The organism is Streptomyces sp. NPDC001231, assembly GCF_042896885.1.
Lineage (GTDB): Bacteria > Actinomycetota > Actinomycetes > Streptomycetales > Streptomycetaceae > Streptomyces.
In genome coordinates this window covers 121,196-146,821 of sequence record NZ_JBIAXS010000019.1, presented here as the reverse complement: position 1 = coordinate 146,821, position 25,626 = coordinate 121,196, and the positions used below count along the sequence as shown (strand labels likewise).

The 25,626-nt window shown below is 71.6% G+C and carries 23 protein-coding genes and 1 pseudogene; 14 read left to right on the top strand and 10 right to left on the bottom strand.

Going from position 1 to position 25,626, the window contains the following annotated elements; translation table 11 throughout:
- Positions 1–62: 62 nt before the first annotated feature.
- Positions 63–383, top strand: a complete 321-nt coding sequence (locus ACFY3J_RS23450) for a hypothetical protein (RefSeq protein WP_384184185.1) — start codon at positions 63–65, stop codon at positions 381–383.
- Positions 384–511: 128 nt separating this feature from the next.
- On the opposite strand, the gene ACFY3J_RS23445 is transcribed toward ACFY3J_RS23450, so the two are convergent.
- Together ACFY3J_RS23445 and ACFY3J_RS23440 are read right to left on the bottom strand one after the other, a co-directional pair.
- Complete coding sequence (locus tag ACFY3J_RS23445; protein WP_384184130.1) at positions 512–1,309, bottom strand: inositol monophosphatase family protein; 798 nt, start codon at positions 1,307–1,309, stop codon at positions 512–514.
- Positions 1,310–1,349: 40 nt separating this feature from the next.
- Complete coding sequence (locus tag ACFY3J_RS23440) at positions 1,350–1,532, bottom strand: alpha/beta fold hydrolase (protein ID WP_384184127.1); 183 nt, start codon at positions 1,530–1,532, stop codon at positions 1,350–1,352.
- Between the two features lie 512 nt (positions 1,533–2,044).
- On the opposite strand from ACFY3J_RS23440, the gene ACFY3J_RS23435 reads away from it, so the two are divergent.
- Positions 2,045–3,172, top strand: coding sequence for an acyltransferase family protein (locus tag ACFY3J_RS23435; RefSeq protein WP_384184124.1), 1,128 nt, complete (start codon positions 2,045–2,047; stop codon positions 3,170–3,172).
- Positions 3,173–3,181: 9 nt separating this feature from the next.
- Here ACFY3J_RS23435 and ACFY3J_RS23430 read toward each other — a convergent pair whose 3' ends face one another.
- The 3 genes from ACFY3J_RS23430 to ACFY3J_RS23420 form a co-directional block, all read right to left on the bottom strand.
- The gene (locus ACFY3J_RS23430; protein WP_225078738.1) at positions 3,182–3,550 is read right to left on the bottom strand and encodes a helix-turn-helix transcriptional regulator; all 369 of its coding nucleotides are present in this window, start codon (positions 3,548–3,550) and stop codon (positions 3,182–3,184) included.
- A gap of 199 nt (positions 3,551–3,749) precedes the next feature.
- On the bottom strand, positions 3,750–4,124 hold the full coding sequence (locus ACFY3J_RS23425; RefSeq protein WP_384184121.1) for a hypothetical protein: 375 nt from the start codon (positions 4,122–4,124) through the stop codon (positions 3,750–3,752).
- A 191-nt stretch (positions 4,125–4,315) separates the two neighbouring features.
- Positions 4,316–5,611, bottom strand: coding sequence for a PP2C family protein-serine/threonine phosphatase (locus ACFY3J_RS23420; protein ID WP_384184118.1), 1,296 nt, complete (start codon positions 5,609–5,611; stop codon positions 4,316–4,318).
- A 474-nt stretch (positions 5,612–6,085) separates the two neighbouring features.
- Here ACFY3J_RS23420 and ACFY3J_RS23415 point away from each other — a divergent pair, with 474 nt between their 5' ends.
- The 3 genes and pseudogenes from ACFY3J_RS23415 to ACFY3J_RS23405 all read left to right on the top strand — a co-directional run bounded on the left by ACFY3J_RS23415 (position 6,086) and on the right by ACFY3J_RS23405 (position 8,786).
- Positions 6,086–7,738 carry a cellulose binding domain-containing protein gene (locus ACFY3J_RS23415; protein ID WP_384184115.1) on the top strand — a complete coding sequence of 551 codons (1,653 nt, stop codon included), beginning with the start codon at positions 6,086–6,088 and terminating at the stop codon, positions 7,736–7,738.
- A 210-nt stretch (positions 7,739–7,948) separates the two neighbouring features.
- Positions 7,949–8,143 (top strand): annotated as a pseudogene (locus ACFY3J_RS23410) (IPT/TIG domain-containing protein); the annotation flags it as partial.
- Between the two features lie 241 nt (positions 8,144–8,384).
- Positions 8,385–8,786: a hypothetical protein gene (locus ACFY3J_RS23405; protein ID WP_384184112.1), complete on the top strand. Its 402-nt coding sequence runs from the start codon at positions 8,385–8,387 to the stop codon at positions 8,784–8,786.
- Positions 8,787–8,858: 72 nt separating this feature from the next.
- On the opposite strand, the gene ACFY3J_RS23400 is transcribed toward ACFY3J_RS23405, so the two are convergent.
- The 3 genes from ACFY3J_RS23400 to ACFY3J_RS23390 all read right to left on the bottom strand — a co-directional run bounded on the left by ACFY3J_RS23400 (position 8,859) and on the right by ACFY3J_RS23390 (position 13,267).
- Positions 8,859–9,635 (bottom strand): SAM-dependent methyltransferase, encoded by a 777-nt coding sequence (locus ACFY3J_RS23400; RefSeq protein ID WP_384184109.1) that lies wholly within the window; start codon positions 9,633–9,635, stop codon positions 8,859–8,861.
- Positions 9,636–9,747: 112 nt separating this feature from the next.
- The gene (gene helR, locus ACFY3J_RS23395; protein WP_390841670.1) at positions 9,748–11,916 is read right to left on the bottom strand and encodes an RNA polymerase recycling motor ATPase HelR; all 2,169 of its coding nucleotides are present in this window, start codon (positions 11,914–11,916) and stop codon (positions 9,748–9,750) included.
- Positions 11,917–12,061: 145 nt separating this feature from the next.
- Complete coding sequence (locus tag ACFY3J_RS23390; protein ID WP_390841689.1) at positions 12,062–13,267, bottom strand: glycosyltransferase; 1,206 nt, start codon at positions 13,265–13,267, stop codon at positions 12,062–12,064.
- A gap of 363 nt (positions 13,268–13,630) precedes the next feature.
- Here ACFY3J_RS23390 and ACFY3J_RS23385 point away from each other — a divergent pair, with 363 nt between their 5' ends.
- Positions 13,631–14,101, top strand: coding sequence for an ROK family protein (locus ACFY3J_RS23385; RefSeq protein ID WP_384184103.1), 471 nt, complete (start codon positions 13,631–13,633; stop codon positions 14,099–14,101).
- A 92-nt stretch (positions 14,102–14,193) separates the two neighbouring features.
- Here ACFY3J_RS23385 and ACFY3J_RS23380 read toward each other — a convergent pair whose 3' ends face one another.
- Positions 14,194–15,333: a glycoside hydrolase family 19 protein gene (locus ACFY3J_RS23380; RefSeq protein ID WP_384184100.1), complete on the bottom strand. Its 1,140-nt coding sequence runs from the start codon at positions 15,331–15,333 to the stop codon at positions 14,194–14,196.
- Positions 15,334–15,683: 350 nt separating this feature from the next.
- Between ACFY3J_RS23380 and ACFY3J_RS23375 the strand changes: the two genes are divergently transcribed.
- Entirely contained in the window at positions 15,684–17,297 is a 1,614-nt protein-coding gene (locus tag ACFY3J_RS23375) for a hypothetical protein (protein ID WP_390841669.1), read from the top strand.
- A 71-nt stretch (positions 17,298–17,368) separates the two neighbouring features.
- Positions 17,369–17,938, top strand: a complete 570-nt coding sequence (locus ACFY3J_RS23370) for a DinB family protein (protein ID WP_384184095.1) — start codon at positions 17,369–17,371, stop codon at positions 17,936–17,938.
- A gap of 8 nt (positions 17,939–17,946) precedes the next feature.
- Here the strand turns inward: ACFY3J_RS23370 and ACFY3J_RS23365 are convergent, their stop codons facing one another.
- Positions 17,947–18,489, bottom strand: a complete 543-nt coding sequence (locus tag ACFY3J_RS23365) for a hypothetical protein (protein WP_384184093.1) — start codon at positions 18,487–18,489, stop codon at positions 17,947–17,949.
- Between the two features lie 183 nt (positions 18,490–18,672).
- Here ACFY3J_RS23365 and ACFY3J_RS23360 point away from each other — a divergent pair, with 183 nt between their 5' ends.
- The 6 genes from ACFY3J_RS23360 to ACFY3J_RS23335 all read left to right on the top strand — a co-directional run bounded on the left by ACFY3J_RS23360 (position 18,673) and on the right by ACFY3J_RS23335 (position 25,212).
- Complete coding sequence (locus ACFY3J_RS23360; RefSeq protein ID WP_384184090.1) at positions 18,673–19,020, top strand: DUF1330 domain-containing protein; 348 nt, start codon at positions 18,673–18,675, stop codon at positions 19,018–19,020.
- A 110-nt stretch (positions 19,021–19,130) separates the two neighbouring features.
- Positions 19,131–19,808: a FadR/GntR family transcriptional regulator gene (locus ACFY3J_RS23355; RefSeq protein ID WP_384184179.1), complete on the top strand. Its 678-nt coding sequence runs from the start codon at positions 19,131–19,133 to the stop codon at positions 19,806–19,808.
- Positions 19,809–19,819: 11 nt separating this feature from the next.
- Positions 19,820–20,872, top strand: coding sequence for an asparaginase (locus tag ACFY3J_RS23350; RefSeq protein ID WP_390841688.1), 1,053 nt, complete (start codon positions 19,820–19,822; stop codon positions 20,870–20,872).
- A gap of 37 nt (positions 20,873–20,909) precedes the next feature.
- Positions 20,910–22,322 (top strand): aspartate ammonia-lyase, encoded by a 1,413-nt coding sequence (aspA, locus tag ACFY3J_RS23345; protein ID WP_390841668.1) that lies wholly within the window; start codon positions 20,910–20,912, stop codon positions 22,320–22,322.
- Between the two features lie 287 nt (positions 22,323–22,609).
- Positions 22,610–23,998 (top strand): polyprenol phosphomannose-dependent alpha 1,6 mannosyltransferase MptB, encoded by a 1,389-nt coding sequence (gene mptB / locus ACFY3J_RS23340; RefSeq protein ID WP_390841667.1) that lies wholly within the window; start codon positions 22,610–22,612, stop codon positions 23,996–23,998.
- On the top strand, positions 23,995–25,212 hold the full coding sequence (locus ACFY3J_RS23335; protein WP_384184081.1) for a glycosyltransferase 87 family protein: 1,218 nt from the start codon (positions 23,995–23,997) through the stop codon (positions 25,210–25,212). The genes mptB and ACFY3J_RS23335 overlap by 4 nt, the downstream gene beginning before the upstream one ends.
- Positions 25,213–25,626 lie beyond the last annotated feature (414 nt).

The window sequence follows — 25,626 nt, the reverse complement described above, 5'->3', positions numbered from 1 at the left end:
CAGCCCCGTAGGGTCCCGGCATGTCCCTACGTGTACGTATGCGTCAAGCCCTGCCGGAAGCGATGCGCGCCCGCGACAAGGCCGCGGTGAGCGCCCTGCGCGCGACACTCGCCGCCTTGGACAATGCGGAGGCGGTGCCCGTGGGCGAGACCGAGACACGTGGCCTGGCCCTGGAGCAGTCACCGGTCGGTGCCGGTGCCACCGAGGCCGTGCGACGCGAGCTGAGCGAGAGCGGCGTGGCGGACATCGTGCGTGCCGAGGCCACCGAACGACTCGAAGCCGCAGCGCAGTTGACCACCCCCGCCCACGCCGACCGAGCCGCCCGACTCCGCGAGGAAGCCTCCGTACTGCTCCGCTTCCTGGACGGCCACGGCACCGCGTAGCACGGGGCGGACCCGTCGTGACCAAGGCTCGAAGATCGACCGCATCGGGACGATGACCGCCCTGTCAGGTCAGGTCAGGCAGAGCACGCACCGGACGCCGCTCCTTGACTTGCTTGCCTGCCGCGACACTAGCCACCGCCGCGGATCATCGCCATCAGCGCCCGGTGGGTATCGGCGTCGGCGGCCGCGACGAGTCCGCGGCCCGCCGGCCCGATCGGAGCGCCGTCGATCCCGGTGACCACGCAGCCGCCGGCCCGGCACAGAGCGATGCCGGCGGCGAAATGCACGCTCCCGGACAGGTCCCCGCCGTCGGTGACGTACGCCGCGCGCTTGCCGGCGGCGACCCAGGCCAACGCGAGCGTCGTGGAGACGACCCGCGGCCGGAACAGCTCGACGAACCCGGGGCGGGCCAGCAGGTCCACGGCCCGGAAGCCGGGCGCGCTCGGGAACGGCGGGTCCAGGTTGACGTCCACCAGCCGGGTCGCGGACGTGGGCGTCAGCGGCGCGGAGGCCCCATCCCGCCGCACCCAGGCGGTCTCGCCGCTGGTGAAGAAGACCTCGCCGCTGAACGGATCGGCCACCGCCGCCGCCCCGTCGCGCAGCGCCACGTTGACGGCGACCAGCATGTTGCCGACGGCGTGGTTCAGCGTGCCGCACAACGGATCCACCAACCACTGACGCGCGGCGTCGGAAGCGCCCTGCTGTCCGCTCTCCTCACCGAGCACCGCGTCATCCGGCCGGGCGGCCCGGAGGACGGCGAGGATCGCCTTTTCGGCCTCCACATCGGCGGCCGTGGCGAAGTCCCCGGCACCCTTGTCGATGCGGGCGAGCGGTCGGCCGTACAAGGTGCGCACCACGTCCGCGCCCGCACGTGCCGCAGCGACGGCAACCCCGGCATCATCAAGTCCCGCGTACGAGTCGATCACGCCCTGCAGAGTAGTCGAGACCGGGAACAGCCCCGCCGATTCACCGGCACCGGTCGCCCACCGCGGGCAGGAACGCAGGAACCGCCTCCGTGAACGCCTCCGGCGCCGCATCGTGGATCAGGTGTCCGACCGGGATGGTGACCACGCTTCCGTCGGGGACGCGGCGGGCGAGCTCGGCGATGCCGTCCTGGGGGACATGACTGTGCGGACCGCCGGCCGGCACGAGGGTCTCGGCGGTGATCCGGCCGAATCGCTCCAGTCACCGGGGGTTCGGGTGGCCGATCCGACGTCTGACGGCCGGCGCCATCTCCCAGTCGAAGGCCAGTGCTCGGTGGGTGGACGACGGCGACCGGGGGTGTTGATCGAGTTGACGCTGTCGGGGGCGGGCGGCGACGGTGTTCGGCCGGGAGTTTCCGGGATGACCAGGGCGCCCCGGCGGGGGAGGGGTCGCTCCTGTGTGCGGTCCGTGTCACCCCGGCGGTCCCGTATCCCATCGGAGACATCGGGTAGGCCCCCTCTGTGGGCCAGGGCGGTGCCGGCACTCGCCCCGCAGCGGAATGAGTGCAAACTCGGCGAAATCGCCATCCGCCCGTCGGGCACAGTGATCCGGATTCCAGGGCCCTTTCGGTAAAGGACGACTCTGGAACGGGAGATATGACCCACACGGATCGCAGGGCATCGGCCGGTGCAGCCACGCGACCGCGGAACGAGGGGGCGGTCACAGAGGAAGTGCTGGTGCCGCAGGCGTCCCCTGCGGCACGGGTGATCGTCGCCGGCAAGGGCACCGGAAGAGACCGGCTCGCCGCACTGGACGGGCTGCGGTTCCTGGCGGCGCTGTCGGTGGTGCTCTTCCACTTCGTCGGCCAGACCCCGGAGGCGATGAAGGGCATCTGGGGGCGCCCCTACCAGAGCGTCTTCCCGGAGCTGCACGGCTATTTCGCCTTCGGGCGGCTCGGCGTCGACCTGTTCTTCCTGATCAGCGGCTTCGTCATCTGCATGAGCGCGTGGGGGCGCACACCGCGTGACTTCTTCATCTCACGCGTCACCCGCCTGTACCCGATGTACTGGATCGCCATCGCGGTGTCGGCGTGCGTCATCTACTTCGCCGACACGCCCTTCGGGCACCCGCACCCGCGCGTCCTGCTGGCGAACTTCACGATGCTGCAGACCCCGCTCGGTGTGCCCAACCTGGACCCGGTCTACTGGACCCTCTGGCCGGAGCTCTGCTTCTACCTCACGTTCGCGGTCGTGGTGTGGAAGGGCCTCACCTACCAGCGCGTGGTGATCTTCTGCGGGTTGTGGACGGTCGCCGCGGTACTCGCGCCCGCCGCCCACATCCCGCTGCTCACGCTCGTGGTCAACCCGACGTCGGCCCCGTACTTCATCGCGGGCATGGCCTTCCACCTCATGTACCGGTACCGGCCGACACCTCTGCTGTGGGGCATCGTCGCCATGTCGTGGCTGCTGGCGCTGCACTTCCTGCTGGCCCCCACCGGTGGCCGCAACAACTGGGAGACCTGGTCGCCGTGGCGCGGCTGGCTGGTCCTGGCGGTCACGGTCTTCTTCCTGATGGTCGGCGCCATCGCGCTCGGCTGGACCCGCCGGCTTCGCTGGCGCGGGCTGACCGTCATGGGCACGATGACCTTCCCGCTGTACCTGCTGCACGACACGCTCGGAATGACCGTCGCGCACCACTTCGGCGACCGGGCCGATCCCCTGCTCCTGGTCGGGGTCACGGTCGCCGCGCTGGTCGTGCTGTCCTATCTCGTGCACCGGTTCGTGGAGCGCCCGATGGTGCTGGCCATGCGACGTTCGCTGAAGACCGCCGCGTTCGCCCTGGAGCCGCCGACTCGGCGCCGCTGAGCGACTCGGCTACATCTGCTGTCCACCCGGGGCGCCCGCGGTCGCGGCGCCGTCGGTCTGCCGGAGTTCGGCGAGCAGTTCGTTCTGGCCGGCCAGGAGCTCGGTGAGGATGCGGCGGGCCGCGCGCAGCAGTTCGGCGACATCGCCGCCGGCGAGGGCGTAACGGACCGTGGATCCTTCCCGGATGGACACGACGATGCCGGAGCGTCGCAGCACGGCCAGTTGCTGCGAGAGGCTGGACGGCTCGATCTCGATGTCGGCGAGCAGATCACGTACGGGCACGGGACCGTGCTGGAGCAGCTCCAGGACCCGGATGCGCACGGGGTGTCCGAGCATGCGGAAGAACTCCGCCTTGGCCTGGTAGAGGGGGACTTGCATGAGTGCGTGCTCCCTGCCGCATCGGGAATGGTCCAAGGACGCGGTGGCGCCCCGGAGGGCGCCACGCGGAAACGTGCCTTGCAGAGCAGATCCTTCTCGCCCCGGGCCGCGTGCAACCACGAGTTGGAATCATGCTGATGTGGTGACTTGAAGAAGTTTTCACATCATGGGCGCACGTCGGCCCGGGGCGCGGAAAGACCTAGACCTCGAGCTGTTCCTCGACGCGCTTGAGCTGGTGGCGGGCCATCGCCAGATTCGAACGGGACTTGTCCAGGACCAGATAGAGGAACAGGCCGTTGCCGTTGCGCCCGGTGACCAGGCGGATCAGGTGGTACTGGTCGCCGAGCGTGATCAGCACGTCCTGGATCTGACTGTTCAGGCCCAACTGCTCCATGGTGCGGACCTTGGCGCGGATGACGTCCGTGTTCCCCGCCGCGGCGATGGTCAGATCCAGGTCCTTGCCTCCGCCCAGGGTTCCCAGGGCCATTCCGCTGGTGTAGTCGACGACCGCCGCGCCCAGCGCCCCCTCGACCCCGGTCATCATTTCCTTCAGCGACACTTCCACACTCGCCACGGTGCCTCCCCTTGATCGTCGGCTGAGTCCGGACGGCCCGGGCCGACCGGTGATCGCACCGTAGGCGCGCAGCCCGGGAGTTCGAGGAGAGGTCTTCAAGACTGACGTCCATTGATCGAAGCGTGTCGTATACGAACACTTCGGCGACTGCAACTGACTTTTAGCTTCTCTGTACCCATGCGTGCCGGAGGTCAGGGGACGCGCAGGGCCAGGATGGCGATGTCGTCGTGCTGGTCGTCGCTCAACCGGGTGAGCAGCTCGTCGCGGAAGACCGTCAGCGGTTCCCGGGCCAGCGCGGCCGCGTGCTGGCGCAGCCGGGTGAGGCCGCGGCCGATGTCCTCGCCGGGGCGTTCGATGAGGCCGTCGGTGTAGAAGAGCAGAGTGCCTCCGGGAGGCAGGGCGACCGCCGCGGTCTCGCGCTCGAGCGCGGGGTCGACTCCCAGCACGGGGGCGTGCCCTTCCTCCAGCAGGAGAGTGCGGCCGTCGGGCTGGGCGAGCAGCGGCGGAAGGTGGCCGGCGTTGCTCATGAGCAGCCGCCACGGCGCGTCGGGGGGCGTCTCGATGCGGGCGATGACGGCCGTGACGAGTTCGATGCTGGTCAGGCCCTGCATGACCCGGTCCAGGCGGTTCATCACTCCGGCCGGGTCGTCCCCGCTGTCGTAGGCGAGCGCGCGCAGCATGTTGCGCAACTGGCCCATGCGGACCGCGGCCGCCAGGTCGTGGCCGACCACGTCCCCGATCGCGAGGATCACCGAGCCGTCGGGGAGTGGGAAGGCGTCGTACCAGTCGCCGCCGACCTCGGCCCGCTCGCGGGCGGCCACGTAGCGGGTGGCGAGCTGGAGGTGCCCGAGCCCGGTCAGGTCGGGCAGGAGGGAGAGCTGGAGCTGCTCCGCGGTGTGCTGTTGCAGCGCGTACAGGCGCGCGTTGTCCAGCGCGAGGCCCGCGCGGTGTCCCAGGTCGGCGGCGAGAACCTGCTCCTGCTCGTCGAAGGGAACGGCCGGGGCGCGGCGGACGAAGGTGAGCGCCCCGAGGGCCTCCCGCCGTACGCCCATGGGCACGATCAACGCGGTCTCGGCGCCCAGCATGCGGTAGAGGGCCCACTGGGCGGCGTGCAGGGAGTCGTCCGGATCGGGCATGTCGAAGTCGGTGACCATCATCGGGCCCGCACCGCGCAGCACCTTCGCCAGGGCGGCGGCCGAGTCGTCCGGCCCGGGCAGGAACCCGCCGGGCAGTACCCGCAGCACCCGTTCCGCGTCCCGGTCCGTGACGGTGAGACGGCGCAGCCCGTTTCCCTCGACCATGTCGACGACGCAGGCGTCGGCCAGATGCGGAACCACCACCCGGGCCAGGCGGCGCAGCGACTCCTCCGCGTCCAGGCCCGAGGCCAGTGCGCGGCTCGCCTCGGCGAGCAGACGCAGACGGGCCGCAGCGACCTCCGGCGTGGATCCCGCCTTCGGTTCCGTCGACGGTGAGGGTTTCCGCTTCATCACGTTCCTTCCCTGTGCGCCTGTTGTCATACTCTGTCATCCGTCGCCGGGGGTGCTGCGCCGTCCGGTGCGGTGAAGGCTCGCGAGCGGTTCGCCGTAGATGTCCGGTGGAAGCGTCGAAACTTTCGCTTTTTCCTAAACGGCCGGAACTTCCCGTTGCGTGGCGCCGCAGGCGCCCACAGGTTTCGTCGGTTTCCCCTCATCCGCCCCCTTTGCTGGCCCTGTCGAGCGCCGACGGCAGTGCCGGAATGGCCAAACTGGGGCGGCCCACTTCCCGGGTGTTGTCATGAACCAACCCCGTTCCTACGCTTGGGAGCGCTCCCAATGCTGGCCGTGACGACCCGCGTTCCGCGCAACATTCGAAGCGGGAACCCCAAGTTTCCTCCGGTCGCCGTCCCCGCGGCGGCACTCCGTCGTGCCGGCCGGGCAGGGTCCGTCCCCCGTCGATCGCGCACCTTCCTCTGGAGGTCCCCAATGCGCTTCCATCGGTACCGATATCGGCCCCGGGTGTGGGCGGCCGCCGCCCTGGTGGCCGCCGCGAGCCTGATCACGCCCTCGCTCACCGCGCAGGCGGGCGCCGCCGACCGGCAGGTCGTCGCCGCGCAGGTGCAAGCCGGCGGCGAGGACGACGGCGCGGACTGCGCAGTGCCCAACCCGGGCTCCCCGGCGGCCAGTTCCATGCTTCCCGATCCCTTCAAGAGGCTGAACGGTACGCGCATCTCCGCCACATCCGACTGGCGGTGCCGCCGGGCGGAGATCAGAGATCTGGCGCAGAGATCCGTCTACGGCCAGAAACCCGCGAGACCCGCCGGTGTCACGGGCACGGTGTCGGCGAGCAGCATCACCGTGAACGTGTCGGACCAGGGCAGGAGCGCGAGCTTCTCGGCGAGCGTGAGCCTGCCGAGTGGCTCGGGACCCTTCCCGGCCGTCATCGTGCTGGGCGGGCTCGGCGCGGACACGGCCACCATCAAGGCCTCCGGTGTCGCCGTCATCAACTACGACCCCTACACGGTGGGGAAGGAGGGCACCGCGCGGAACAACAAGCAGGGCGCCTTCTACAGCGTGTACGGCTCGTCCAGCAGCACGGGCCTGCTGATGGCCTGGTCCTGGGGCGTGAGCCGGATCATCGACGTCATCGAGCAGTCGGGCGGCAACATCCTCAAGGCGAGCGCGACCGGCGTCACGGGATGCTCGCGGTTCGGCAAGGGTGCCATCGTGGCCGGCGCGTTCGACCAGCGCGTCGCGCTGACCATGCCGATCGAGTCCGGGAGCGGCGGCGTTCCCATCCTCCGCGGTATTCCGGGGGAGAACGGCGCCCAGCCGCTGAGCAGCGCCTACTCGGAACAGCCCTGGCTGGGCGACGCGTTCAGCTCCTACACGGGCAACCCGAACTCGCTGCCGGTGGACACCCACGAGATCCTGGGCATGGTCGCGCCGCGCGGGCTGTTCGTCATGGAGAACCCGTACGTCGACTGGCTTGCCGCCAGGTCGGGCAGCGTGGCGGCGCTGGGCGCGGCCGAGGTCTACAAGGCGCTCGGCGCGGGGAGCAACATCAGCTACTGGTCCGACGTCCAGGACGGGACCCACTGCGCCGTCAGGTCCGAGTGGAAGACACCTTTGCAGCAGAACATCCAGAAGTTCCTGCTGGGCACGGGAAGCGGCTCCGGCGTGTTCAGGATCGCCCCCGGCAAGTCCGGCAACCTGTCCACGTGGCGGGACTGGCAGACCCCGACCCTGACCGACGGCGGAGGCGGCAACGGCGGTGACCCGGGCGGCGGCACGGGAGGCGACCCGGGCGGTGACCCGGGTGGCGGTGGCACCAACGGCACCTGCACCGCCGCCTACCGCAACGTCAACAGCTGGCCCGGTGGCTTCCAGGGCGAGGTGACCATCCGCAACAACGGCACCAGCACGCTCAACGGCTGGACCGTCGGCATGAGCCTGGCCTCCGGTCAGTCCATCAGCAGTCTCTGGGACGGGGTGAACACCGGGACCAGCGGATCCGTCACGGTGCGCAACAGCGCGTACAACGGCACCCTCGCGTACAACGGCACCGTCACCTTCGGCTTCACCGCCACCGGCAACTCCAGCCCGGCGCCGGGAAACATCACCTGCAAGAGCCCCTGAATCCCGCTGCGCTCTGATTCAGGAGTACCACCGGGTCAGCCGGCACCTGGACGACACCGGCCGGCCCGATCCAAAGCCCTCTGCGGGGGTGCCCATCATGGCAAGCCGGCACCCACGCACTTCCTACGGCAATGGGTTACTCCATGCGGGTGATTACGGTGAATTGCCTCCTGTCACTCGATCGGACGTGTGGGTCACTGAGAGTGCGACACCGGCGGAGGCACGCTGGTGACCATCACCGGTACCGACCTCTCCAACATCAGCGCGGTGCTGTTCGGCACAGGGCCCGCCGCGAGCGTCACCGACGTCTCACCGACCCAGGTCACCGCGGTCTCCCCCTCGGGGGCGGGCTCGGTCGGGGTCACCCTGACCACCCCGGGAGGGACGAGCAACCCGGTGTCGTTCTTGACGGCCCTGGTCACGGCGGTGCGGCACGGCCGGGCCCTGATGCGGCACCGGCCGAGCCGGCTCGGTTCGTGACCGTGAAGTGAGCGGGCGCGGGGCCAGGCCGAGTCGTCCGGGTTCGCCGCGAGGGAGCTGCTATGGCGGACGGCGCGCGAGGATGGAAGAGAGGACGGATGAAGAGACACATCCAGACACATCCATACCGGCTCACATACCGGCTCACAGGAGAGGAGGAGTGGGGATGGTTACGGCAGCCGAGACCGTGCTCGAGCCCACCGAGCGTGTCCGGGCCCAGAAGAAGATGTCGGACGCTGGACTGACCACGCTCGAGCCCGCGGCACGCGTGCGGGCCCAGAAGGGGCAGTACGGGAGCCGGAGCACGCGAGTGTTCACTGAGCGTACGCAAGCCCGGAACGGGACCGGTGAGGCTCACCCTGACGGGGGTGTCCACCTGCGCACTCGCATGTTCCGCGCCCCGGTTCCGATCCCGTACCTCAGCCTGGAGAACGTGCCCACCCGGGACCTGGTCTTCTACGGGGGCCTGGGAGCCCTCGCTGTCGCGGGGGCCCTTGAGTGGCCGGTCGCCCTGGCCGTCGGAGGAGCCACCTGGCTCGTGCGCAGCAGGCGGAAGGAAGGGCGCTGAACGCGGTGGAGCCAGTGGGCGGTGCCCGGCAGCGCGAGGCTGTCGGGCGCTCCCAGTGACACCGCCCGATCCTCAGTCCACGGGAACGAGGGTCAGGTAGGCCATGCCCAGGACGCCGCGATAACCCCGCAGCCACATGCCGCGGTGGCGGTCGACGCGGTCGCGGGTCTCCTTCGCCAGGGGATGACCGGGATGGGCTGCGAGCCATTCCTCGACGTCGGACTGGTAGGCGGACTCGAATTCCTCCCATTCGTCGTCGTTCGCGGTCTCGATCCACGCCGGACGGAACCCCGCGGCGACGGCGAGGTCGACGAGGTCGGCGACGTGGTGGAACTCGGAGGCGGACGCGTCAGGCCACATGGCCGCCAACTCGCCCGGAGCAGGCGGGCGTTGCCAGAACCCCTCACCGAGCAGAACACGGCCGCCCGGGGTGACCAGACGCCGAAGGGCGTGCAGGGCGGCCGTGGTGTGCTCGGGGGGCCGGGCCTCGCTGAGGGCGTGACTGGCGCTGAGGCAGAGTACGAGGTCCGCGGGGCCTCGGGCGGTGTCGACGGCGGACTCCTCGACGAAGCGGGCACGCTCGGCCAGCCCGCGGCTTTCGGCGTTGGCACGCCCGCGGGCGAGGTCCACCTCGTTCAGGTCGACACCGACTCCGGTCGCTGCGGGCATCGCCTCGAGAAGGCGGAGCATGAGCTCGCCCCAGCCGCAGCCGATGTCGAGCACGGTGGCCGGGGCTGTCGGACCGGCCGGGGAGGTGAGCCGCCGGATCATCCTGGCGGCCCGATCCTCGGAGAGCGGGCCGTGGAAGGTGAGCCGGGTCAGCCGTGGCGGGGCAGTGATGTCATCCATGATCCTGAACGGTAGGGAGGACACGACGGCCGGCGAAACCTGTTTTTTTCCCGCGCCGGTGCCGAGGTGGGCGGTCGCCGGCCGCCTCGCCCGGCCGGCGTCCGGGCCGACGTCACGGGCTCGTGAGGATGACGAGCTGCTGGGTCGCCCTGGTCATGGCGACATAGCGGTCGATCGCTCCTTCGACGCCCTCGCCGAACGTCTCCGGGTCGACGAGGACGACCAGGTCGAATTCGAGTCCCTTGGACAGTTCCGGGGTGAGCGACCGGACGCGAGCCGTGCTCGGGAGAGCCGGATCGCCGATGACGCAGGCGATCCCGTCGGCATGAGCGGCGAGCCAGGTGTCGAGGAGCGAGCGCAGGTCTGCGGTGGATCCGTGCACGACGGGGACGCCGCCGCTGCGGACGGAGGTCGGCACGTTGGCATCCGGGAGCACGGCCCGGATGACCGGCTCGGCTTCCGCCATGATCTCTTCCGGCGTCCGGTAGTTGATGCTCAGGGACGCCAGGTCGATCCGTTCGAGCCCGATCCGTTCGAGCCGTTCCCGCCACGACTCCCTGAACCCGCGCCTGGCCTGGGCACGATCCCCGACGACGGTGAAGCTCCGGGACGGACACCGCAGCAGCAGCATCTGCCACTCCGCGTCGGTCAGTTCCTGAGCCTCGTCGACGACGATGTGCGCGAACGGGCCGGCGAGCTGGTCCGGGTCGGCGACGGACAGTTCGGACTCGTCCACCAGGCTGACCTCGGCGTCCTCACCGCGCAGCATCGTGACCAGGCCCTCGCCGTCGTCCCCGTCGGCCCCGGAGTCGGCCGCGGCGGCGATCAGGTTGTCGACGACCTGCGCCATGCGCTCGCGTTGGGCGGCGATGACGGCCTCGTGCCGGGCCTTGCGCCGTGACGTCTCCGGGTCACCGAGGCGCTGCCGCGCCGCGTCCAGCAGCGGCAGGTCGGACACCGTCCAGGCCTGGGCGTCCGGGCGCTGGAGCTTCTCGACGTCGCCGGGGCCGAGCCAGGGAGCGCACATCCGTAGATAGGCGGGCACGGACCACAGATCTCCGACGAGGTCGGCCGCTTCGAGCAGCGGCCAGGCACGGCCGAAAGTCGTTCGCAGTTCCCTGTTCTGCCGCAGCGATCCGCGCAGCAGGTCGTCCGGGGCGTCGCCGTCGTGCTTGTCCACCAGGATCGTGAGCAGTTCCTCCCAGACCTGGTCGCGTGCCTCGTTGTGCGGGGTACCGGGGTCCGCCGCCTCGAACGCGGCGGCCCAGTCGTCGGCGGTCAGCCGGATGTCGGACCAGTGGGTGGAGACCGTCATCCCCTTGGCGGGCGGCTCCTCGTAGAACCTGACGGCCGGCTCGATCGCCTTCACCAGATCCGCGGACGACTTCAGACGGGCCACGTCCGGATCGGCCTCGACCGCCGCCGTGGCCCCTTCGGCGACGAGGTCGCGCAGGGTGCAGGTCCGTACGCCCTCCTCGCCGAGGCTGGGGAGGACGTCGGCGACGTAACCGAGGTAGGGCTGGTGCGGGCCGACGAACAGCAGGCCGCCGCGGCGGTGACCGAGGCGGGGGTCGGAGTGGAGGAGGTAGGCGGCGCGGTGCAGGGCGACGACGGTCTTCCCCGTGCCCGGACCGCCGTCGACGACGAGAGCGCCGCGGGATCCCGCGCGGATGATGGCGTCCTGGTCGGCCTGGATGGTGCCGAGCACGTCGCGCATCCGAGGCGCACGGCTGCTGCCCAGGCTGGCGATGAACGCGGACTGGTCGTCGAGCGCGGCGTGCCCGGCGAAGTCGTCCGCGGTGAACACCTCGTCCCAGTAGTCGCCGATCCGGCCGCGGGTCCAGCGATACCTGCGGCGGCTCGTCAGACCCATCGGGTTGGCGTGGGTGGCTCCGAAGAACGGCTCAGCCGCGGGGGAGCGCCAGTCGAGCAGCAGCCGGCGGCCCGTGCTGTCGGTGAGGCCGAGCCGGCCGACGTACACGGGCCCGGAGTGGTCCGCGCCGACCATGCGGCCGAGGCACAGGTCCAGGCCGAAGCGGCGCAGTGTGCGCAGGCGAGCGGTCAGCCGGTGGATCTCCAGGTCCCGGTCCAACGCCTGCCGGCCTGTGCCGCCGGGCGCCCTGCGTTCGGCGGCGAGGCGGTCGGACACCTCGGCGATCGACTGCTCGAGGCACTCCGCGATGGCCGCGAAGTGCTGCTCGTCGTCGGCGATCAGTGTCGGGTCGGCCTTGGAGGAGAGGCGGTCGGGAAGGTCGAAAGCGCTGGTGGTGAGGGGGTTCATGGTCTTCGGTTCCGATCTGGGGTCGCTTGCGACCGTTGCGTGCGGCAAGGTGTCCGGCCCGGCCTGACCTCGGGCCGGCGGGTTGTCGTGTTCCGGGTCCCGGCTCGGCGATCCCGCGTGGCTCACGCGGGCACCGGTGGACTTCTCAGCTGATCGCGTCGAGCAACAGCTTCGCGGCCACCGCCGCTCCGTCGGCGCGGATCATGTCGGCCACGGCGGTCGCGCGTGCGCGGGTACCGGGGGCGAGGGCCGTCCCGAGCGCGGCCGACAGGGACTCGAAGGTCGGAGTCGGACCGTCGTGTGCCGCGCCGATGCCGAGATCCGCCACCCGGCCGGCCCAGTACGGCTGGTCCGCCGCCTGGGGCACCACCACCTGAGGCGCGCCGGCCCGGGTGGCCGTCGTCGTGGTGCCCGCGCCGCCGTGGTGCACGACGGCGGCCACCCGGCCGAACAGCGCCTGCTGGTTGACCTCGCCGACGGCGAAGCAGTCGTCACGGTCGTCGATCAGGGACAGGTCGGCCCAGCCACGGGCCACGACCGCGCGGCGGCCCTGTGCTCGGATCGCGTCGACGGCCGCCTGGGCGACGTCCGTCGAGGTGCGCATGGGCATGCTGCCGAAGCCCACGTACACCGGTGGCGTCCCGGCGTCCAGGAACGCCGTCAACTCCGCCGGGAGCGGGCGCATGTCGGGCAGGATCCACGCACCGGTCTGGACGACGTCGAGGTCCGGCGTCCGCTGCCACGGGTCCAACGCCGGGTCCGTCGCCAGCCACGGCCGGTCGCCGATGACGTAGTCGCGGACGTCGTCCACCGGCGGCAGGCCGATCGACGCGCGGTTCGTGTTGAGCGCCTCACCGAACAGCGAGTTGATGCTCTGGGCGTCCAGGTCCCACAGCTCCCTGTTGTCGGTCACGTCCGGCGGGAACGGACGGCCCGGATACGCCAGCGGTGCGCGGTGCGGCGACGGCAGGGTGAGCTGCTGGAAGGTCACGGACACGGAGCGGATGCCCAGCTTCTCGGCCACCGACAGCGCGCCGGCCGCGGCCGGCATCATGCCGGTCGCCACCACCGCGTCGCATCCCCCGGCCGCCGCGGTGACCGCGTCGAGCTGGCCGGCGATCAGCTCGGCCGCGCGCTGGGGCAGCGACGACGGCGACGGCGCCGCGGTCGTCAGCGCGCGTGCCGACCGGCCGACCGGCACCAGCGGTACGCCGACACCGGCCAACCGCTGTGCGAAGTCCTCGTCCGGTGGCGCGCACACCCGCACCTGCGCGCCGAGTTCCCGCAACCGCACCGCGAGTGCCACCAGCGGTTCGACGTCCCCACGCGATCCATACGTCGACAACAACACACGCACTTCGCGACACCCACCCTCGTTTTCTGGCTTCGGCCGGCGATTCTGCGGCACGACGGGGGCCTTGCCGCAAGCCCCCCAGTGCGCTATACGTTGAGAGTGGAAAGGAGCGGGTGACCTCCTTTCCCTTTCTTTTTGTCCGTCCGATGCCGATGGACGATGCCGGTTTTGCGCATATTGCGTACACCGGCTCCGCTGCGCACGTCGCCGAATCGCCGGGAGCAGGCAGGACGGCACACAGGCCCGCGTCCTGCTGAGGGAGCCTCAGGGGACGCGGGCCGGGGCCGGGTCAGGCCCGGGGGTGGGGTGAGCAGCGGGCGCTGGGCCTTCTTGTGCTGCTCGTAGGCGGCGCGGGCCGCGGTGGTCGACGGCAGCGCGGAGACCTCGGCGACCGGGACGTCCCACCAGGCGTCCGAGTCGGGCGCCGGCACCAGGGGGTCGGTCTCCACGTGGACGACGGTGGTGCGCTCTGCGGCCAGCGCGGTGGCGAGTGCCTCGCGGAAGCCGTCCAGGCCCTGGGCGCGGATGACCGTCCTGGCCCGGTCCGGCGACCCGGCCGCGGCCAGGGTCCTGACGACCGCCGGACAGGCGCTGGGCACGGTGCTCGGCCAGCTCGTCCGCGTTCTCGACCCCTCGGCGATCGTGCTCGGCGGCGGGCTCGGCACCGGCGACGGACCGCTGCACACCGCCCTGCGCGAGGCCTACGCCCACACCACCCGCACCCGCCCCGTGCCGCCGCCCATCCACCGGGCCGCCCTCGGCCCGGACGCCGGCCTGATCGGCGCCGCGGCACTCCCGGCACTCAGAGGGCTCACGGCGTCCCTTTCCTGACGCCGCGTGCCGGCTTCTGACGCCGGCGACAGGCGGGGCGTGGACCGGAACTCCATCGGTCCACGCCCCGCCTTCCGGAGGAAGGAAGCCGCTCAGCAGTAAAGGTTGTTACCGGGGCTCACGCCGAGGATGGAGGCGAAGCGCTGGTAGGCGTCCACGCGGCTCTGCACCTGGGCGGGATTCCTGCCGTCGCACTCCAGGGAGCCGTTGATCGAGCGGATGGTCTGCCCGAAGCCGGCGCCGTTGACCATGGCGGCGTGCGGGGTCATGGTGCCGGGACCCGACTGGGTGTTCCAGTACCACAGGCCGGTCTTCCAGGCCACGGACGCGTCGTTCTGCACCAGCCAGGGGTTGTTGAGCAGGTCGATGCCGAGCGCGTCGCCGGCTGCCTTGTAGTTGAAGTTCCAGCTGAGCTGGATCGGCCCGCGGCCGTAGTAGGCCGCCTGCCCGGCGGGGCAGCCGTACGGCTGGTTCCAGTCGCAGTAGTGGGGGTAGTTGGCGGTGTTCTGCTCCACGACGTAGACCAGGCCGCCCGTCTCGTGATTGACGTTGGCCAGGAACGCGGCCGCCTCCTGCTTCCTGGTCGTGTCGCTGCCCGTACCGGCGAAGCCGGGGTAGGCGCCGAGCGCGGCGGTGAGGCCGCTGTACGTGTAGAAGGAGTTCCGGTTCGGGAACATCTGGTTGAACTGGGCTTCGGAGACGACGAATCCGGACGGGTTGCCGCCGCCGCTCGCGGGAGCGTTCCACTTCTGGTTGGCGCCTCCGGTGCAGGTCCAGATCTGCAGGCGAGTGCCGTTGGCACTGTTGTTGTCCCGGACGTCGAGGCACTTGTTCGCGGCCGGGTTGACGATGTCGCGAGCGCCGGTGACGACCCACTGCTGGTTCGCTCCGCCGGAGCAGTCCCACAGTTGGACGGCCGCGCCGTTGGCCGTGCTGCGGTCGACGACGTCGAGGCACTTGCCGAGCGCCCGCAGGGTTCCGTCGCCGGAGTTGGACCACTTCTGGGCGTTCGTGCCGTTGCAGTCGTAGAGCTGGACGGCCGTGCCGTTGGCGTTGCTCGCGGCGGCGACGTCGACGCACTTGCCCGCGAGGCCGGTGATCTGCCCGTCCGCCGCCCAGGCGGGCGAGACGCCGAACAGAGCGGAGAGGGCGAGAGCGAGCACCGCGCTGACCGTGAGCCTGGCCAGGGGTGAGCGTCTGCGGAGATCGGTACCGGGGTGGGGGGTGGACATGAGGAGTGCTCCTCCTGAGGAAGAGGTGATGGAGTGACGACGTGGCCGCCGGGCTCCGGTGGGGCTCGGGGCGGCCGCGAGGGCGGGGGTCGAGCGCGAGCCGGCCAAGATCGTCGTTGCGACACGAGCACTCAACCCGGCGCTGTCGGAGGGGCCTGACGGCCTGGAATCTAAAGGTCTAAACCAATACGGTCAAGAGCTGTACATGACATCTGGCCGATAATCGAGGGGCGGCCCCGTAAGCCCTGATGCCGTTGCCCCACCAAAATGGCTCGCGCAAGCCGTGGGCCGAGAGGATCCTGAATGCCCCGCCGCCCGAGCGGCCGACCCACTGATCGGACCGGAGCATCGTGGTCCCCAGCCTTGGACGGCAGTTGCTGCGGCGGCTGCGTGGCCGCCTCGAAGTCCTCGGCGTCACGCCGCACCTGCGCGAAGACCGCCTGCCTCTTCGGCCAACGGCGGGTCAACTCCGGCTCGAGGCAGCCGCCATCGAGTCCGGGCGTGTCCGAAACGCCGACGAACTGGCCGTCCTGCTGCTCGCCGTCGACCGCGATGATGACCCGAAGCTGCTTGCCGACACCGGACAGTTCCTGCTCCGGGCAACTCCCCGTTTGTGGCTCATGCTCGACGTGGCGGTACGCCGTGCTTGGTGGCGGGCTCCACGCTGGTCGGCGGCCGCGGTACAACGGCTGGTCCAAGGTGAACCCTCACCGCTGGGGCTCACGGTCGCCGCGTTCCACTCCGACGGCCATGTCCGTGAGGCGGCCGTCGCGTGTCTGGCCGAACTCGACGACACGCCGGCGGTGCCCGCACTGGCGCTGCGGGCCTCGGACTGGGTGCCGCAGGTCCGTGACCGTGCCCGCGCGGCGCTCGAGCGCCGCCTCGCCGAGCCCTCCGGTGCGGCGTTGGTCGCGGCCGCGGCCGTCGCCCTGGCCCTGCGGGACCGGCGCGAGGGCCGCTGGCTGGCCGAACGCGTCGAAGCCGTCATGCGAGAAGGCCCGGACGAGCTGCTGACCGCCCTCCTCGCCACTCCGGACCGGCTCACCCGCCGCACCGCGCACCTGACCGCGCTCGGCGCCGGCCGGCTCGACCTGGAGCAGATGCTCCACGCCGCCGAACACGACGACGACCTGCCCACCCGGATCCGCTGCGCCGAAGCCGCGGTGAAAGCCGCGGTCGCGGCCGGAACCGTCGACCGCGTCCGCCCCCTGATGTCCAGCGGCACCGCGAGGGTTCGCGCAGAGGCCGTGCACGTGCTGGCCCGGGAGGGCGACATCACCCCTGCCACCGCCGCGCTCGCCGACCGCAACCCGATCGTGCGGGCGGTCGCTCAGGCGGCACTGCGCCGCGCCGGATCCGACCCGGCGGAGCAGTACCGGCGCATCATCACGGCGTCCCGCCCCGAGCCGGGAGCCATCGCCGGCCTCGGTGAGACGGGGACCGCTGACGACGCCGTCCTCGTCGCGGCCTGGCTGGAACACCCGCGGCCTCGCGCACGAGCGGAGGCTGTGCGCGCACTGCGCCGTCTGGGCACGGCCGACCCGGAGCCCCTCTTCGCGATGCTCACCGACCCGTCCGGAGCGGTGACCCGGCAGGTCACCATCGCACTGCGCCCCTGGACGTCCCGCCTCGACCTGCTGCGCCTCCGCCAACTCCTCACCGCGGGCAACCCGCAGCACATCCGCATGGCCGCCTACCGTTTGCTCCACGAACGGGACACCTGGACTCGACTGCTCGTCGACCTCGAACTCGTCGCCGACCCGTCACCCCCGATGCGCAACCGCGCCCGTGGCGACATCGCGACCTGGCTCGCGCGTGAAGCCGTCACGACGTACTCGATGCCGCAGGGCCGCACGCTCGACGCGCTCCGTGAGCAACTGCTCGCCGCCGAAGGCGTGCTCGGCCCGGACCGGGTGCGCCTGCTGCGCTTCCACCTTGGGCTCGGAGGTTCGTCAACCACCTGAGCTCCTAAGCCGGTTCGCCATCGCTGGCCCGCCTGATAAACCACTTGCCCGGCGGACCGCCGCTCAGGATCATGCACTCGGTGAGCGACATACCCGAGCGGTGGAGTCAGGCCAGCGTCTACCCCGACATGTGGGCGGACCCCGACGAGGACCCCCGTAACAATGACAAACCCAGTCCCGATGGCGAGTTGGCGACCTTGCTGGACTACCTGACGGGCTATCGGCTGACCCTGCGGATGAAGTGCGAGGGACTGAACCCGGAGCAACTGGCACGCCGGTCGGTGCCGCCGTCGACCATGTCCTTGCTGGGACTGGTCCGCCACCTTGCCGAGGTGGAGCGGGACTGGCGCAACTGGATCGTGCCGGGGGACCCGGCGCCGAAGCTGTACGGAGCGGATGACGGCGACTTCGAGGGAGCCGTCGGGGAACAGGGTCTGGTGGACAGCGCGCTCACCGATCTGGCCCGTGAACAGGCGGCGACCGACGCGGTGTTGGGCGAGTACGCCGATCTGGGTGCGAGGGTGGGCCGCGACCGCAACTCTGTCCGGGAGCTGTGGGTCCACCGGATCGAGGAGTACGCCCGCCACTGCGGGCACGCTGATCTGCTGCGCGAGCGCATCGACGGCCGGGTGGGGCAGTAGCGCGCGTCTTACGTGGCGTCAGCCGGGGCGACAGCGCGGTCCGCGCGGCGCAGTTCCCCGGCTGTCAGCGCGGCATAGGCGCCGCCGAGGCAGAGCACGCCCGGCACGGCGAGCATGATGCGCTGATCGCTCTCCAGCACATCCTCGTAGCGGCGCCGGGAGACCTCGACCACACCGCGCGCATCGGGCGACGTATCGAAGGCGACGTAACGGCCGTCCCTGATCTCGGCTGATTGCAGGTTGGTTTCCGTCAGTGTGTCGAGCACCAACAGAACCGCACCGCCCACGATCAACGCCCCAAGTGCCATCTGCGCTGTGCCCGGCAGGCACCGGAAGGCCAGCCACACCGCGTCCTTGGCCGCACGCGTCAGGGCCAGTCGCGCCAGAGCGGAGACACAGGTCGAGAAGGTGGAAGCGAAGATCGCGGCCTCCCACCAACTCGCGCCCGGCAGCGGCAAGGTCCCGGGCAGCCATGTGAGCGCGGCCAGCGAGAGGAGCGCGGCGCCCAGCCCGGCCGCAACACCACCATGCAGTTTGAAGGTCCACCCCATGCTTCACAGCGTGTCACAGAGATGAAGTCACACCGGCTCGCGCCTGGGGCGTAGGAGCCGGTGCGGCGGCTTTGGCCCTGCCCGTGCGTGCGGCAGGCACTTACCTGTCAGGTCATCGCCCCCAGCGCACCCACCTGCCAGGATCGCCGGGTGTAACAGAGCCCGACCGGCCGGAAGGACGACATGCCCGCTTACGCCATAGCTCACTTGCAAGAGGTCGCTCCGCACCCGGAGATCGCCGAGTACATCGAGCGCATCTCCGCCACCTTCGAGCCGTACGGTGGCCGTTTCCTCGTGCACGCCGCGCGGCACGAGGTGAAGGAGGGCAACTGGCCCGGGCGCGTCGTGGTGATCTCCTTCCCCGGGATCGCCGAGGCGCGGGCCTGGTGGGACTCGCCCGCGTACCAGGAGATCGCACCGCTGCGCTCCCGGCACATCGACGGCGACATCATCCTGGTGCCAGGCGTCCCCGAGGACTACGACCCGGCCGGCGCCGCGAAGGCGATGCGGGAGGCGCTGCCCGCCGGGTAGCTCTCGGATTCGGGCACGCCTTGACAGTCCGGCCCCGTCACCCGCAGGATCACTCCGTGAACCTGTCAGACAGCCAGACAGGTGGTCCGGGGCCGCGGCGCGTCAGCGCCATGGAAGCGGTGCTCGGCCACCTTCGCGGCGCCATCGAGCGCGGTGACTACGCCATCGGCGACAAGCTCCCCTCGGAGGCGGAGCTGTGCCGCACCCTGGAGATCAGCCGGCCCGTGCTGCGGGAGGCCCTGCGGGCCCTGCAGACGATGGGGCTCACGGTGTCCAGGACCGGCAAGGGCACCTTCGTCGTCGCCAACGCCGTCGAGGACCCCACCTTCGGCGACTACGCGGCCAGCGACCTCCTGGAGGTCCGCCGCCACGTCGAGATCCCGGTCGCCGGGTACGCGGCGCGGCGCCGCACCGCGGAGAACCTCGACCACCTGGCCCACCTCCTGGACCGGATGGAGCAGGAGACGGACACCACTGCCTGGGTCGCGATGGACACCGTCTTCCACCTGGCCGTGGCCGAAGCCGCCCAGAACCCGGTCTTCCGCCGGGTGATCGAGGAGATCCGGGACGCGCTGGCCCGCCAGTCCGCCTTCCTCAACGAACTCGGCGGCCGACGCGAGCAGTCCAACCGCGAGCACCGGGCGATCGTCGAGGCGCTGATCGACGGTTCCGAGCACGACGCGGTGCAGGCCATGACCCACCATCTCGACCGCGTCGAGACGACCCTCACCGAGATCATGCGCCCGAGCCGCACGGACGCCCCCACGGAAGACGGACCCGAGGCATGAACCAGGCAGTGATGTACGGAAGTTCGGTGGCCGGGGCTCCTGCGGTCCGGGAGCCCCTGCACGTCCCCGTCGCCCACCTCGTCCGCGGCGGGGTCGTCGAGGGCATCCACTACGGCTCGGTCGTCGTCCTCGGCGCCGACGGAGCCGTGGAGCTGCAACTCGGCGACATCGAGGCCGCCTTCTACCCGCGCTCGGCGCTCAAGCCGGTACAGGCGGTGGCGATGCTCCGGGCCGGGCTGCCGCTCGACGGGGAACTGCTGTCGCTGACCGCGGCCAGCCACTCCGGGGAGGAGCGGCACCTGGCCGGCACCCGGCGCATCCTGGAGCTGGCCGGAGTCACCGAGGACGACCTGCGCAACGTCCCCGACCTGCCGTACGACCCGGTCGTCCGTGACGCCTGGGTGCGCGAGGGGCGGCTGCCGTCCCGGCTCGCGCAGAACTGCTCCGGCAAGCACGCGGCCATGCTCTACACCTGCCGCCTCAACGGCTGGCCGCTGGAGGACTACCTCGACCCGGGCCACCCGTTGCAGCGGGCCGTCGCCGAGACCGTAGAGGACCTCACCGGGCAGGCGATCGCCCGCGTGACCGTCGACGGCTGCGGAGCGCCCCTGTTCGCCGTCTCGCTGCACGGGCTCGCGCGCGCCGCGGCCCGCATCACCACCGCGCCGGCCGGCACCCCCGAGGCGCGGGTGGCGGACGCCATGCGCGAGCACGCCGAGACGGCCTCCGGGTCCGGTCGCGACGTCGCGGCGCTGATGCGCGCCGTGCCCGGGTTGCTCGCCAAGGACGGCTTCGAGGGCGTCCAGGTCGCCGCGCTGCCGGACGGCAGGGCCGTCGCCGTGAAGATCGCCGACGGAGCGAACCGGGCGCGCGTCCCGGTCGCCGCCGCGGCCCTCGCCCGGGCCGGGGTCGACCCGGCCGCGCTCGCCGAGTTCGCCGGGGAGCCTCTGCTCGGCGGCGGCCGACCGGTCGGCAGCGTCCGCCCCGCCCGCGCGCTCGATCCCGCCCCGGGCTCCGGGCTCCGCTCGGGCGGGGGCGGCCCCCACGCTCAAACGCCCGCCTGACCGCACCGTCCACCTCCGAAAGAGGATCCGCACAGCCATGACCGCCGCAGCCCACCGCAGCGAGCACGACCTGCTCGGCCACCGCGACGTACCCGTCGAGGCGTACTGGGGCATCCACTCCCTGCGCGCCAAGGAGAACTTCCCCATCACGGGGACGCCGATCTCCGCCTACCCGCACCTGATCGACGCCCTCGCCGCCGTCAAGGAGGCCGCCGCCCTCGCCAACGAGGAACTCGGCCTGCTGGAGCCGCGGAAGGCCGCCGCCATCGTCGAGGCATGCCGCGAGATCCGCGACGGCAAGCTGCACGACGAGTTCGTCGTCGACGTCATCCAGGGCGGCGCCGGCACCTCCACCAACATGAACGCCAACGAGGTCGTCGCCAACCGCGCGCTGGAACTGCTCGGCCACGCCAAGGGCGAGTACCAGCACCTGCACCCCAACGAGGACGTCAACCTCGGCCAGTCCACGAACGACGTCTACCCGACCGCCGTCAAGATCGCCACGGTGTTCGCCGTACGCGGCCTGCTCAAGGCGATGGCCGTACTCCAGGACGCCTTCGCCGGGAAGGCCGTCGAGTTCCGCGACGTACTCAAGATGGGCCGTACCCAGCTCCAGGACGCCGTGCCGATGACGCTGGGCCAGGAGTTCTCCGCGTTCGCGGTCATGCTCGACGAGGACCGTCTCCGGCTCGCGGAGGCCGTCGAACTGATCCACGAGATCAACCTCGGCGCCACGGCGATCGGCACCGGTCTCAACGCCCCCGCCGGATACGCCGAGTCGGCCCGCCGTCACCTCGCCGAGATCACCGGCCTGCCGCTGGTGACGGCCGCCAACCTGGTGGAGGCCACCCAGGACTGCGGTGCCTTCGTGCAGATGTCCGGCGTGCTCAAGCGGATCGCCGTCAAGCTCTCCAAGAGCTGCAACGACCTGCGCCTGCTGTCGTCCGGTCCGCGCGCGGGCCTGAACGAGATCAACCTGCCGCCGGTGCAGGCCGGTTCGAGCATCATGCCCGGCAAGGTCAACCCGGTGATCCCCGAGGTCGTCAACCAGGTCGCCTTCGAGGTGATCGGCAATGACGTGACCATCACCATGGCCGCCGAGGCCGGTCAGCTCCAGCTGAACGCCTTCGAGCCGGTCATCCTGCACTCCCTCTCCGAGAGCATCACGCATCTGGAGCACGCCTGCCTGACCCTCGCCGAGCGGTGCGTGGCCGGCATCACGGCCAACACGGCGCAGCTGCGGGCCGCGGTGGAGAACTCCATCGGTCTGGTCACCGCCCTCAACCCGTACATCGGGTACGAGGCGGCCACCGGCATCGCCAAGGAGGCCCTGGCCACCGGCCGCGGCGTCGCCGAACTCGTCCTGGAGAAGGGCCTGCTCCCGGCCGAGCGCCTTGAGTCACTGCTGCGGCCCGAGGTGCTCGCGGGCAGCGGCTCGCCGGAGGTCTGAGCCACCAGCCGCCCGGCGAGTCGGCCATCCGGTGCAGGTGCCGGTGCTCCCAGGGCGGCGTCGGCCTCGCCGCCACCGGCGTCGTGCCGGCCACCGTATGCCGTGCGTGCGGACCGGTACCTCGGCGGCCTCCGACCAGGGCCGCTCATACGGGGTCAGGCGCGCACGCCGCTCATACGGGGTCATGCGCGCGCCGCTCACACGGCGGTCACGCGCACGCCGCCCGGCCGAGGGGCGTGCGTCGCCTTCCGGTCACCACGCGTTGACACGCTTCCCGAGTGTTGGCCATGGCTTTCCCCGTCGATCTCCGCCGCTGCCAGGCCCTCGGCCTGGCCGGTACCGCCTTCCTCGCGTTGGGCGGTCAGACCGCCGGGGCCCTGCCGGTCGCGGACCTGGTCTCTCCCGAGTCCGGGCGCGCCGCGCTCGGACTGGTGGGGGTGTACTTCGGGGTCGTTCTGCTGATCGCCGCGTGGGCGCTGCTCGGCCGGGTGATCCGCGGCCCCGAGCCGCCCACGCCCCGCGCCCTGCTGCTCGTCCTCGCCGTGTGGTCGGCACCGCTGCTGCTGGCGCCGCCGCTGTTCAGCCGGGACGTGTACAGCTACCTCGCGCAGGGCGCCATGGTCGACGCCCACCTCGACGTGTACACCCACGGGCCGGCGCAACTCGGCGGACCGCTCGCGGCCGAGGTCGCGCCGGTGTGGCGGGACACCGCGGCCCCCTACGGTCCGGTCTTCCTCGCCGTCGCCTCCGCCCTGTCCGGTCTGACCCGAGGGGAACTGCCGGCCGGCCTGATCGGCATGCGGCTGGTCGCACTGCTCGGCGTGGCCCTCATGGCCGTCGCGCTGCCGCGGCTCGCCCGACAGTGCGGTGCCGATCCCGCCGCCGCGCTGTGGCTCGGCGCCCTCAACCCGCTGGTGCTGCTGCACCTGGTCGCCGGCGCCCACAACGACGCCATCATGCTGGGGCTGCTCGGCATCGGACTGCTCGCCGCCCGCGGCCGCCTCCACGTCCTCGGTGTCGTCCTGATCACGTTCGCCGCGCTGGTGAAGGCACCGGCCGCGCTCGGCCTGCTGGCCGTGATCGCGCTGCGCCGGCACACCGGAATGGCACGCGCGGTGGCGACGACCACCGCGGTCGCGCTCGCCACCACGGTCGTGGCAACCGCCCTCACGGGCACGGGATACGGCTGGATCGCGGCCCTGCGGACACCGGTCTCCCCGCACAACTGGTCGCCCACCAGCGTCCTGGGCCGGGTCACGGGCGACGTCCTCGCACAACTGGGCAGCGGCCTCGCGCCCCTCGCCACCCCGGTCTGGCACGCGGCGGGACTTCTCGCGACCACGGCCGCCGTGCTGTTCATCTGGCTCCGGCTGCGCCCCGGCCCGATCTACGCGCTCGGCCTGAGCCTCGCCGCCGTGGCCGTCCTCGGCCCGGCGATCCGGCCCTGGTACGCCCTGTGGGGCCTGTTCCTCATCGCCGCCGCCGCGCCCAGCGCCTCCGTCCGGCACCGGGTGGCCGCCGCGACCGCCGTCCTCGCGCTCGCCGTTCTGCCGAGCGGCGGCCCGCCGGACCTCGCCCAGGTGGCCCTGGCGGTCTCCGGAGGCGCGCTCGCCCTGGTCGTCCTGTGGCAGGCCCACCAGACGGCTCAGGCACCGGTGCTGGGAGGGACCGCGTGAGACCGCCGCGCACCGACAGGGGACGGCTCGTCCTCGTCCTGTGCCTCGCCGTGGCCGTGACCGTCTTCACCGCCACCGTGCCGCTGCTGCGCGGCTGGTTCGACCTGCGCGTCTACTACGGCGCCGTGAACGCCTGGGTGCACCACGGCGGCCGCATCTACGACTACCAGGTGCCGGGGACCACCTACGGTTTCACCTACCCGCCGTTCGCCGCCCTGAGCATGCTGCCGATGGCACTCGTCGGCCTCAACACGGCGATCACGGCCGCGCTGCTGCTCAACCTCGTCGCCGTCGCCGCCGTGCTGTGGATCCTCGTCGGCCGGGAACTGCGCCGCCACGGCTGGTTCGGCTGGGCCCTGGCGGCCTGCGCGCTGGCGCTGCTCGAACCCGTACGGGACACCATCAGCTTCGGACAGGTCAACCTCCTGCTGCTGGCTCTCGTGCTCGCCGACGGTTGGCTGCTGTCCAGCGGGCGCGGCCGCTGGGGCCGCTGGGCGGGGGCGGGCATCGGGCTCGCCGCGGCCGTCAAGCTCACGCCCGCGGTCTTCATCGGCCTGCTGCTGCTCGCCCGGCGCTGGCGGGCCGCCGCCGTCGCGACCGCCGTCACCGTAGGCGCCACTGTTCTCGCGGCCTGGGCGGCACCGGACGCGTCCCGCTTCTACTGGACGCATGCCGTCTGGGACACCACCCGCGTCGGCCGCCTCGGCTACGTCTCCAACCAGTCCCTCCAGGGCGTCGTCGCCCGGCTCGCGGCACCCGGCGAACCCAGCCGCGCCGTGTGGGCCCTGGCCGTCGTCCTCGTCCTGGCGGTCTGGGTGTGGCGCACGCGCCGGGCCCTGGGCGCCGGTGACTGGCCGGCCGCCCTCGCCCTCACGGGGCTTGTGTCCTGCCTGATCAGCCCGATCACCTGGGTGCACCATCTCGTCTGGCTGCTGCCGTCGTTCGCGGTGCTGGCGCACGCACGCCGCCTGCGGACCGCTGCCGTCCTGTACGGGCTGCTGTGCAGCAGCGTGGTCTGGCTGTGGTTCGACGACTCCTCCGGACTCGACGGCTTCCTCGGCAGCAACACCTATGTGTGGATCACCCTGGGCCTGCTGCTGACCCTGCCGACCGGTCGGCCCCACACCAGGAGCCGGCCCCTCGTCGGCAGCACCGGAGAACCCGCGCCCGCGACCGGCGAGCCGCACACCCGCCCGTACACGACGCGGCCGTAGGCCATGACCGCGGCGGCTGTGGTTCCACGGCGTCAGGCCCGTCGCACCCAACACGCGGGGAGCGCCCAGCCTCTTACGCCGGGTGCTCCCTGTGGGCCGACGGGTCTCGGTAGCGTCGGCGGGAGCGGTCGATGTCGTGCGCGGTGACGATCCCGCCGAGGCGGCCGTCGTCCATGACCAGGATGGGCAGTCCACCGCCCGCGGCGCCGAGGCGCTCCAGTACGGAGTTCAGCAGCTCGTCCGGTGTGGCGAGGGTGCACCGGGACAGCGGGGTCGCGAGGTCCCGTACCCGCAGGCGCTCCCGCTGCCCGGGCGGTACGGCGGCCAGCCGGCGCAGTTGCAGGAGGCCGCTGGGGTGACCGTCGAAGTCCAGCAGCGGTACCACCGAGTGCCCTGTCTGTGCGGCCACCTCGG

Coding starts and splice junctions, on each gene's coding strand:
- ACFY3J_RS23450 (WP_384184185.1), top strand. CDS start 63: ATGCGCGCCCGCGACAAGGCCGCGGTGAGCGCCCTGCGCGCGACACTC.
- ACFY3J_RS23430 (WP_225078738.1), bottom strand. CDS start 3,550: ATGCAAGTCCCCCTCTACCAGGCCAAGGCGGAGTTCTTCCGCATGCTC.
- ACFY3J_RS23420 (WP_384184118.1), bottom strand. CDS start 5,611: ATGAAGCGGAAACCCTCACCGTCGACGGAACCGAAGGCGGGATCCACG.
- ACFY3J_RS23415 (WP_384184115.1), top strand. CDS start 6,086: ATGCGCTTCCATCGGTACCGATATCGGCCCCGGGTGTGGGCGGCCGCC.
- ACFY3J_RS23405 (WP_384184112.1), top strand. CDS start 8,385: ATGGTTACGGCAGCCGAGACCGTGCTCGAGCCCACCGAGCGTGTCCGG.
- ACFY3J_RS23400 (WP_384184109.1), bottom strand. CDS start 9,635: ATGGATGACATCACTGCCCCGCCACGGCTGACCCGGCTCACCTTCCAC.
- helR (WP_390841670.1), bottom strand. CDS start 11,916: ATGAACCCCCTCACCACCAGCGCTTTCGACCTTCCCGACCGCCTCTCC.
- ACFY3J_RS23380 (WP_384184100.1), bottom strand. CDS start 15,333: ATGTCCACCCCCCACCCCGGTACCGATCTCCGCAGACGCTCACCCCTG.
- ACFY3J_RS23370 (WP_384184095.1), top strand. CDS start 17,369: ATGCACTCGGTGAGCGACATACCCGAGCGGTGGAGTCAGGCCAGCGTC.
- ACFY3J_RS23365 (WP_384184093.1), bottom strand. CDS start 18,489: ATGGGGTGGACCTTCAAACTGCATGGTGGTGTTGCGGCCGGGCTGGGC.
- ACFY3J_RS23360 (WP_384184090.1), top strand. CDS start 18,673: ATGCCCGCTTACGCCATAGCTCACTTGCAAGAGGTCGCTCCGCACCCG.
- ACFY3J_RS23355 (WP_384184179.1), top strand. CDS start 19,131: ATGGAAGCGGTGCTCGGCCACCTTCGCGGCGCCATCGAGCGCGGTGAC.
- ACFY3J_RS23350 (WP_390841688.1), top strand. CDS start 19,820: ATGTACGGAAGTTCGGTGGCCGGGGCTCCTGCGGTCCGGGAGCCCCTG.
- aspA (WP_390841668.1), top strand. CDS start 20,910: ATGACCGCCGCAGCCCACCGCAGCGAGCACGACCTGCTCGGCCACCGC.
- mptB (WP_390841667.1), top strand. CDS start 22,610: ATGGCTTTCCCCGTCGATCTCCGCCGCTGCCAGGCCCTCGGCCTGGCC.